A 6460-nucleotide genomic window follows, 5' to 3' on the forward strand; every position below is an offset into this window, starting at 1 on the left:
TACCAGCAATGGCGCAGCGTAACAGGCCGTCGGGAAACCCGCGCCCTTCAATTGGAGGACGCTGGCCAAAACGCATTGCCAAACGCCCCGTTTGCCCCTTCACCGCGGCCGCCGCATCAGCATCATGCCGTAATGCACCGCCAGCAAGTCCAGCCCGATTTTGAGCAGTTTCGACAGCACATCCCGCGGCTCGCCGGTCTGTTCGGCCAGGCTCTTCACCGTTTCGCCGGCGCAGCAGACTTTTTGCACCACGACCGACACCTCCCAATGCGCAAGCGCCCTGGTGGCGTCGGCATAGGCGCGGCCGGCGGACAGGATGCGGTCGGCAACGCCGCCGCCGATGCGTCCGCCGTCGACGCGCTCGATCAGCGCCATCGGCTTGACGCCGTCCTGTGCCGAGACGCGAAAATCCTCGCGGTAGCGCATGCCCGCCTCGCGCTGCTGGCGCGACAGCGAGGTGATGCCGGTCAGCGGGTCGACATTGCGCACCCGCACAATCCCGCCGGTCGCGGTGTGGCCGTTATTGGACACCTCATAGACGCGCCTCGCCTCCAGCGTGCCGGTCGCCAGCCGCTTGCGGCCAAAGGCATCGTCCTTCAGCGCGAAATCATGACCGACCTGCTTGCGGATGCGCACCTGCTCGGCCTCGCCCGTGGGTAATTTGGGCGGTTTGGCCTTTTGGGCGGTCTTCTTGCTCATCTGTGGCTCCTCGTTTCATTGCTGTCTTCGCAGAACCTGGGCTCCTCCGCGCAGCGGGGGCGAGGAACCGGGCCGCCGTGCTTGGCGAGAAGACTCTCGACCGATGCCGCTCACGCTACGTCCGCGAGAGCCGTACGGCGATGGTCGCAGAACCGCGCCGCGTGATAGGCGCAGTAGCTTTTCAGCGGCCGCGTGCGCAAGCCGCAGCACAGCATCGCCAGTGCCGGCCGGCTGCCGGGCGCGTCGTTTTCGGGATTTTGCTCGAGCGTCAGGTCGAGCGGTGCGCGGCAGCGGTTGAACAGGCAGTCGATGAAGCGCATGGCTGCGACATGCGGCTGGCGCCCGACGGCGGCAGTGGGGCGCGGCGACGGCAGCTTGAGGGCCTCGCCGTCGGGCCCGTGGATCTCGCGCACGAACGGGCGCTGCGGCAGCCAGACCGGCGGCGCCAGCCTGGCTGGGGTGCGGGCGATGCTTTGCAATGTTGTGTCGCTATGGGCGGGCATGATGTTGATCCATCGAGATTGAAAGAGTTGCGTAGTTGCCGAAGCTGCCCCCCTCTCCCCGTTCACGGGGAGAGGATGCCGGCAGGCAGGTGAGGGGCGGCGCGGCGTCGCCGATCACCTCTCCCCGGGGAAACCGCCCTGCCTGTGCGCCGGTCGAAGACGATCACCGTGCCGTCTTCGGTGCGGATGCACGAAAGGCCCGCATTGCACGCGCCGAAATTCGGGGCCGGAGCCGTGGGGACGGCTCCGGCCGTTCCGGTCGCCGCCGCTGACGGCAGGGCGACCGGATCCGAGGCGCGAGCCTCGGGGCTTCGTCCCGGCCGGGAGGAGGGACAGCCGGGACGGATGGGGAAGCGAGATGGAGCGTGGCTTGTGCATGGCCGATATATAAGCATAACTCAAAAAATTATGCAAGCCATTCTTTCATGGACGAAACCGATTCTTATGTTTCAGATGGCGCCATGGCGAAAACTTCATTGTCGATCAAGGTCGGTGCGGCGATCCGCAAGGCGCGCAAGCAGCGCGGCCTGGTGATGCGCCATATTGCCGAGCATAATGACACCGACGTCGCTGCTGTCGGCAATTGGGAAACCGGCCGCAACCTGCCAAAAACCGAGAACCTTTTGAAGACCGCCGCGTTCCTGCGCGTCGACCCGGTGGCGCTCGGCAAGGGCGAGGTCGTCTTCCTCGACGACGCCGACAATGTCGCTGACGCCGAGATCGTCACCGACGCCGCCCCCCTGCCCGCCGGCCCGATGGACATCGAGCTTCTGGGTGCCGCGGTCGGCGGCGACGACGGCGACTTCACCTTCAACGGCGAGGTCGCCGGCTATGTCCAACGCCCGCCCGGCATCGCCCATCTGCGCAAGGTGTTCGCGCTGCACGTGCTCTCCGACTCGATGGTGCCGCGCTACGAGCCCGGCGAGATGCTCTATTGCGGCGGCCGCGACGCTGTGCCCGGCGACCACGTGGTGATCGAGATGTTTCCCGAGGAAAACGAGCGCAACGGCAAGGCCTTCATCAAAAAGCTGGTCAAGCGGACCGCCGCCGAGTTGGTCGTCGAGCAGTACAATCCGCCGAAGTCGCTGACCTTCAACCGCTACGCGATAAAACACGTCTGGCGCGTCATCCCGCTCAAGGAACTGCTGGGGTACTAGGGCGGCGGCGGAGCGCGCCCTTCTCCCCTTGTGGGAGAAGGTGGATCGGCGCGTAGCGCCGAGCCGGATGAGGGGTGCTGGACGGAATGAGGCATCGGCAATCCGTCGCCTTCGCTTCACTTCCCTGGAGCAAAGGCAGGCGTTGGCGATCCGTCCAACACCCCTCATCCGACCTCGCTTCGCGAGGCCACCTTCTCCCACAAGGGGAGAAGGAATCGCCACTCCCCATCAAGCCCGCCTGGATCTTTCCAGCGGAACCTCGCGCTCGCCAAGCATCCGCGCCTCGGCGCGGCGCTGCTGCCGCTCGTCGATGAACGCCGCCTGGATCGAGACCGCCGCGCCCGGCAGGCCGTCGGCGCGACAGGCCGAGCAGCGAAGCCGCCCCGACAGCGCCGCCAGCGGCGTCTGCGCGGTCACCCCGAAACGCCTCAGCTCCGCCGGCTTCCACCATCTGTTTCGACCGCAATCGATACACTCGACCGCTATCGAGACGACCTCGGCGATCGTTGATTCCTTGCCCGGCAATGCCATCGTCCCTGATGCCTCAGTTCCTGTTTTGTTCACATCATTAGGGGTTTTTCCCGAAGAGTCGAGTCGGTTCCGCTCAACCCGTGAAAAAGTTTAACTTGTGCCATTTTTTGAGTTATGCTTACATGCGATATCCCAGGATGAATGGGCGACGGGACCGGGTCTCCGTCGCGCCGCCGCCAGCCAAGGAGACGAAGATGGACGCCCTCTCCGCCCAGTTCGCCCGCGATTGCGGCTATACCAGCGACAGCCCGGCCATGCTCGCCGCCCTCGCGGCTATCCGCCTCGACGGCATAGGCCGGGCGCGCCTCGGCCATGGCCAGCGCAAGGCGCTGGTCGACCGGCTGAAGCTCGGCGAGGCCTTGTTCCTGGCGGCGATCCGCCCGGCGCAGTCGACTGAGGAGGCGCTCGAGGACGCCGCCCGCTTCATTGCCTGTTATCGCAATATGCCGCGCTGGCGCCAGGAAAGGCGCGGCGCCGATCTCGCCCGCGCCAGGCAGCAGCTTCTGCTGGCGCGCTTCTTCCGCCGCTACGGCCACCGCCTCTGGGCACGGCAGGCGGCGTAGGCTGGAGGTGAGTAACGTCGGCGCTGCCGCGCTGGCGACCCCCTCTCCCCGTCTCTATACGGGGAGAGGGTAAGGGTGTCCGAACCGGATAGATAGGTAACAGAATGGACTGATTGCATGGGTGACAGTTTTCTCCTTCGCCGGGAGGACCGGCGATGGTTTGGCGAGAGACTGGCATCATGGATGAGCGGCTTCGGTTTGTTGTGGAGTGCCTGGCGGGTGATGAGACGATGACGCAGCTTTGTGCTGACTTCGGCATATCGCGCAAGATCGGCTACAAATGGCTGGGACGGTACCGGGAGTTCGGCCCGGAAGGTCTGCATGACCGGCCGCGGGCGCCGCTCAATCATGGCCGGGCGACGGCGGTGGATCTGGTGGAGCGGATCGTTGCTTCGAAGGAGGCACATCCACTGTGGGGGCCGAAGAAGATCATGGCGCGGCTCAAGCGCACCGCTCCCGAGTTGGCCTGGCCGTCGGCCTCGACGGCTGGCGCGATCCTTGAGCGGCATGGGCTTGTCGGTCGGCGGCGCGCCCGCTGGAAGGCGGCGGGCAACGGACCATGGCCGCCAGCCGAGGAGCCGAACGCGGTGTGGACGGGCGACCACAAGGGCTGGTTCCGCACCCGTGACGGGTGGCGCTGCGAACCGTTGACGGTGATGGATGCGTCGTGCCGCTTCCTTTTGGCGCTCGAAGCGACGGGCTCGACGGCGGACGACGAGGCCTGGCCGGTGTTCGAGCGGCTGTTTGAGGAACATGGCCTGCCGGATCGGTTCAGAAGCGACAATGGCTCGCCTTTCGCGTCGGCCGGCGTCACCGGGCTGACACCGCTGTCGGTGCGCTTTATCAAGCTCGGCATCACGCTGGAGCGGATCGCACCCGGCAAGCCGCAGCAGAACGGATGCCACGAGCGCTTCCACCTGACCATGCTGCCGCTGGCCAAGGCGCCGGAGGCCGACAGAACCGCCCAGGGCCAGGCTTTCGAAGCCTTCCGGCGCAGCTACAATGAGGAGCGTCCGCATGAGGCGCTGGCCATGGACACCCCGGCGCAGCATTATCGCTCCTCGCCGCGCGCCATGCCTGCGACACCGCCCGAGCCCGACTATCCGGCCGAGGCGGCGGTGCGCAGCGTGCGCCACAATGGCGAGATCAGGTGGAACGGTGGTTTCGTCTACGTTTCCAAGGCGCTGGCCGGCGAAGCGGTCGCCGCCATCGAAACCGAGGATGGTCAATGGGCGCTCAGCTTCCATGCCCACCCGCTCGGCATCCTCGACACCAGGCGCATGAAGCTTGTCCGCCGCAGCGCCGCGCCAATCAAACCGCATGGCGCTGCGGCGGACACGACAGGGGGAAAACTGTAACCCATGTATCCGGTTCAAAGTGTTACCCATCTATCAACTGGACACTTAGCCGCAGCGTCGGCTCCATTTCTGCAACGCCGGAGATTGGCGAAATCCTTTGCGAAGTGTCCCTTCTCCCCGTTCCTATACGGGGAGAAGTGCCCGGCAGGGCGATGAGGGGCAGCGCAGACCTGAAGCGATTACCCTCCACCTGCCCTCCACGCTGCTTGACAATCCGCCCCATTTGTTCTCTTTATGTTCCACGCAAACCGACCCTCAGGACAATGCGGCGTTCGAACCGCCGCGCGAACGGGCCGGATGGAAGCCAACATCCTCCACGCTGATCTGGACGCTTTCTATGCCTCGGTCGAACAGTTGTTCGACCCCGCCCTGCGCGGCAAGCCGATCGCCGTCGGCGGCGGCGTCGTCTTGGCCGCGTCCTACGAGGCCAGGGCTTTTGGCGTGCGCGGCGGCATGCCGGGGCGGCGCGCGCGGGAACTCTGCCCCGGGCTGATTTTCGTCGGCGGCCATTTCAAGGATTATCAGCGGCTCGGCGATGCGGCTATTCAAGTGCTCGGCGATTTCACCCCGGTGGTCGAGCGGATTTCCATCGATGAGGCCTTTGCCGACGTCGCCGGCTGCACCCACCTGTTCGGCCCGCCGGCCGAGATCGCGACAACCATCCGCCGCCGCGTGCGGGCTGAGCTTGGCTTGCCGATCTCGGTCGGCGTGGCGCGCACCAAGCACCTGGCCAAGATCGCCTCGCAGGTGGCCAAGCCCGACGGGCTGGTGGTGGTCGATCCGCGCCACGAGCTGGAGTTTCTGCACGATCTGCCGGTCGAACTGATGTGGGGCGTCGGTCCGGTCACCAGGGAGCGGCTGGCCGGCATTGGTGTGCGCACCATCGGCGAGCTGGCGAGGACCAATGGTGGGTCGCTGGAGCGTCTGCTCGGCTCGGCGGCAGGTGGAAAGCTCAACGCGCTGGCATGGAACCGCGATCCACGAAAACTCGAGACACTGCGCCGGGCACGATCGGCCGGCGCGCAATCGGCGCTCGGCGGGAAACCGGCCGAGGCAAAAATCTTCGTGCCCACCCTGCTGCATCTGGCCGACAGGGTCGCCACCAGGCTGCGGGCGAAATCCCGGCCCGGCCGCACGGTGACGGTCCGCGTTCGCTTTGCCGATCTGCGCTCGGTGACGCGTTCGATCACGCTCGACCAGCCGATTTCGGCAACCGCGATGCTGGCCGAGATTGCCGAGGCGCTGGTGCGCAAGGTGCTTGTCGATCATCCGCACGAAAAGACCATCTCGCTGCTGGCGATCGCCGTCTCGCATCTGGACAAGCAGCCGGCCCTGCAGCTGGAACTGCCGCTCGGCCTCGACGGCGACCGCCTCCGCCCCGGCACCAGGAAGGGTGCGGCGCGCTGGACCGCCGACCGCGCCGTCGACAAGATCCGCGACCGTTGTGGCTGGGAGGCGGTCGGCTACGCCTCGGTCACGCTCGGGCAGTCGCGATCGGTTCCTGACGCGTTTCGCGAGTTGGCCGAGAAGGAACTGTAGGGGAGTAGGGGAGTAGGGGAATGGCCCTTGGAATGGCCCCTTCTTGCCCACTGCCCACTGCCCACTGCCCACTGCCCACTGCCCACTGCCCACTGCCCACTGCCCACTGC

At 66.3% G+C, this 6460-nt stretch carries 7 protein-coding genes; 4 read left to right on the forward strand and 3 right to left on the reverse strand.

From position 1 onward, the window contains the following. Nucleotides 1-99: 99 nt before the first annotated feature. Together AC0L2M_RS31525 and AC0L2M_RS31530 are read right to left on the reverse strand one after the other, a co-directional pair. The gene (locus tag AC0L2M_RS31525; protein WP_128246990.1) at nt 100-699 is read right to left on the reverse strand and encodes a DUF6456 domain-containing protein; all 600 of its coding nucleotides are present in this window, start codon (nt 697-699) and stop codon (nt 100-102) included. A 110-nt stretch (nt 700-809) separates the two neighbouring features. Next, the gene (locus AC0L2M_RS31530; protein ID WP_473536880.1) at nt 810-1202 is read right to left on the reverse strand and encodes a hypothetical protein; all 393 of its coding nucleotides are present in this window, start codon (nt 1200-1202) and stop codon (nt 810-812) included. A gap of 461 nt (nt 1203-1663) precedes the next feature. On the opposite strand from AC0L2M_RS31530, the gene AC0L2M_RS31535 reads away from it, so the two are divergent. Then, nucleotides 1664-2359: an XRE family transcriptional regulator gene (locus AC0L2M_RS31535; RefSeq protein WP_023799071.1), complete on the forward strand. Its 696-nt coding sequence runs from the start codon at nt 1664-1666 to the stop codon at nt 2357-2359. A gap of 228 nt (nt 2360-2587) precedes the next feature. Here the strand turns inward: AC0L2M_RS31535 and AC0L2M_RS31540 are convergent, their stop codons facing one another. Beyond that, a complete protein-coding gene (locus tag AC0L2M_RS31540) occupies nt 2588-2890 on the reverse strand; it encodes a hypothetical protein (RefSeq protein WP_473536882.1) in 303 nt (100 codons plus the stop codon). Between the two features lie 194 nt (nt 2891-3084). On the opposite strand from AC0L2M_RS31540, the gene AC0L2M_RS31545 reads away from it, so the two are divergent. From AC0L2M_RS31545 to dinB, 3 genes are all read left to right on the forward strand, one after another. Beyond that, nucleotides 3085-3453 carry a hypothetical protein gene (locus AC0L2M_RS31545; protein WP_128246988.1) on the forward strand — a complete coding sequence of 123 codons (369 nt, stop codon included), beginning with the start codon at nt 3085-3087 and terminating at the stop codon, nt 3451-3453. Between the two features lie 155 nt (nt 3454-3608). Further along, on the forward strand, nt 3609-4811 hold the full coding sequence (locus tag AC0L2M_RS31550; RefSeq protein ID WP_473536883.1) for an integrase core domain-containing protein: 1203 nt from the start codon (nt 3609-3611) through the stop codon (nt 4809-4811). A 297-nt stretch (nt 4812-5108) separates the two neighbouring features. Next, nucleotides 5109-6350: a DNA polymerase IV gene (dinB, locus tag AC0L2M_RS31555; protein ID WP_473536884.1), complete on the forward strand. Its 1242-nt coding sequence runs from the start codon at nt 5109-5111 to the stop codon at nt 6348-6350. Nucleotides 6351-6460 lie beyond the last annotated feature (110 nt).

It is taken from the genome of Mesorhizobium sp. WSM4806, from assembly GCF_055811635.1.

Coding starts and splice junctions, on each gene's coding strand:
- AC0L2M_RS31525 (WP_128246990.1), bottom strand. CDS start 699: ATGAGCAAGAAGACCGCCCAAAAGGCCAAACCGCCCAAATTACCCACG.
- AC0L2M_RS31530 (WP_473536880.1), bottom strand. CDS start 1,202: ATGCCCGCCCATAGCGACACAACATTGCAAAGCATCGCCCGCACCCCA.
- AC0L2M_RS31535 (WP_023799071.1), top strand. CDS start 1,664: ATGGCGAAAACTTCATTGTCGATCAAGGTCGGTGCGGCGATCCGCAAG.
- AC0L2M_RS31540 (WP_473536882.1), bottom strand. CDS start 2,890: ATGGCATTGCCGGGCAAGGAATCAACGATCGCCGAGGTCGTCTCGATA.
- AC0L2M_RS31545 (WP_128246988.1), top strand. CDS start 3,085: ATGGACGCCCTCTCCGCCCAGTTCGCCCGCGATTGCGGCTATACCAGC.
- AC0L2M_RS31550 (WP_473536883.1), top strand. CDS start 3,609: ATGGTTTGGCGAGAGACTGGCATCATGGATGAGCGGCTTCGGTTTGTT.
- dinB (WP_473536884.1), top strand. CDS start 5,109: ATGGAAGCCAACATCCTCCACGCTGATCTGGACGCTTTCTATGCCTCG.